The sequence below is a fragment of the SAR324 cluster bacterium genome (assembly GCA_029245725.1).
Classification (GTDB): Bacteria; SAR324; SAR324; order SAR324; family NAC60-12; genus JCVI-SCAAA005.
In genome coordinates, this window is record JAQWOT010000143.1 from 1 (window position 1) to 1,885 (window position 1,885).

The following is a 1,885-nucleotide window of genomic DNA, read 5'->3' on the forward strand; positions in this document are numbered from 1 at the left end:
GCTGGACTGAAATCTCCGTCTGAATGATAGGTATGCCCATGTAGATCACCAGTATACCAACCAGGACCACGCCGTCTCACTGAATCGGGCCTCATTGGGACAGGCTTTGGTGCTTTAGAATCTGTTGCTTTGTTCTCACAGAACACATTAATTTGATAATCCACGCTACCAGGTGGCAAGATGCGGTGAACATCCAACTCAACAGTCCATTCTCCTGGCTCAAGCGGGCCACTCAGATACCCCGGTGATGCCCAGTTTGTGGAGATAATCGGTTGTTGATCATCATTGTTGTGCCTGGTTCCCCGTGCCCCATTCGGGCCATAAACTGAAATACTAAACTGGTGTGGAATGTTACCCACTCCTGGATGCTCTGGTGTGTGAGCAAATTCAAGTCGCAGTGTTTTGGTTCCATCGGGCACCTTAAAATTATGTGGAACATGGGTGGCCATGCTATCCAGTGTAAGATGTCCGTAAATTTCTTGTTTCATGATCTGCCTATCTGTGTTTGTTACTATTTGGTCTTTGAAAGGCTTTTTAGCCCATCAAGTTTTTGCTAATGGGTTTCCGCTAACCCTTGTGATACCTGAGAGCGTTAGTTCATTCTTACGATGGCAGGCCACGAGCCTCCCTTCATCATCACACTCCAGCGTTGGTGAATTCTGCTGACAATTTGAACTCGCGAAAGAACATCTTGGAGCAAAGGAGCAGCCTGGAGGCAAATTGGCTGGGTTTGGAGGATGTCCCTGCAAAGGCTCTCTACGAGATTTATTGGGTGTGTATTCTGGCGTAAGAACGGCTGAAAGAAGTGCTGCAGTGTATGGATGACGTGGGGAAATGTAGATCTGATCAGTTGGTGCGATTTCTACAATGCGTCCTGCGTACATAACTGCGACACGATCAGAAATGTTAGAGACGACATTCAGGTCATGCGAAACGAAAAGATAGGTCAGACCAAGGTCTCTCTGTAAATCCTGAAAAAGATTCAGTATTTGAGCCTGTACTGAAACATCTAGGGCAGACACAGGTTCATCAGCAATCACAATTTTCGGTTTGGGAGCAAGAGCACGGGCAATCCCGATACGCTGGCGCTGCCCACCCGAAAAGGCGTGAGGATAGCGATCACTCTGGGCAGGATCTAGCCCAACTCTTTCTAGGACTTCATAGACTCTCTCCTGCCGGAGTCGCCGATCTTCAATTCGTGAGGGTCCATTTCTCAAAGATTCAGACACAATCTCAAAAACAGTCATCCTGGGATTGAGTGAAGCAAATGGATCCTGAAAAACAAAGCGGATGTGCTGCCAAGCATTCCGCCGATCCTGCTTGGACAAATTTGAAATCTCACGCATTTGTCCTCCGACAGCTAAACGAATCTTGCCATCAGAGGGATCCATCAATCCAGCAATGGTTTGGCCAAGTGTCGTTTTGCCACAGCCCGACTCACCCACAAGACCCAGAGTTTCTCCTTCTTTTATTTCCAGACTCACCTTAGTGACAGCACGAATCGTTTTCTCTTTTCTGCGGATTAAGCCCGTTCGCTTCACAAACTGTCGAGACACTGATTCCACCTGTAAGGCCACGTTTGCAAGTGATTCCGTTTTCTCCCCTTTGTCACTGGCTGTGATTACTCCCTCTTTCTTGAACTCTTCAGGAACACCTGCTCTCTCCAGAAAACACCGAACATTTGTACTACCAAGATTGATTGGAGGCCGATCTATATTGCATAATTCTGACTTGTTGTGCTGACAGCGCGTTGAAAAGGCACAACCTGTGAGCCTCTCAAACAGTGAGGGCACAATTCCTGGAATGACGGGCAGCCTCGTTTCCTGATTGCCAGCGTAATGTGGTGCAGCAGAAATCAGTGCTCTTGTGTAGGGATGACGGGGTT

At 47.8% G+C, this 1,885-nt stretch carries 2 protein-coding genes; both read right to left on the bottom strand.

Going from position 1 to position 1,885, the window contains the following annotated elements; translation table 11 throughout:
• Nucleotides 1-488, bottom strand: a 488-nt coding sequence (locus P8O70_06535) for a hypothetical protein (protein MDG2196531.1), incomplete at its 3' end; no start/stop codon positions are given.
• Between the two features lie 54 nt (nt 489-542).
• A partial coding sequence (locus P8O70_06540; protein MDG2196532.1) for an ATP-binding cassette domain-containing protein occupies nt 543-1,885 on the bottom strand: 1,343 nt, incomplete at its 5' end.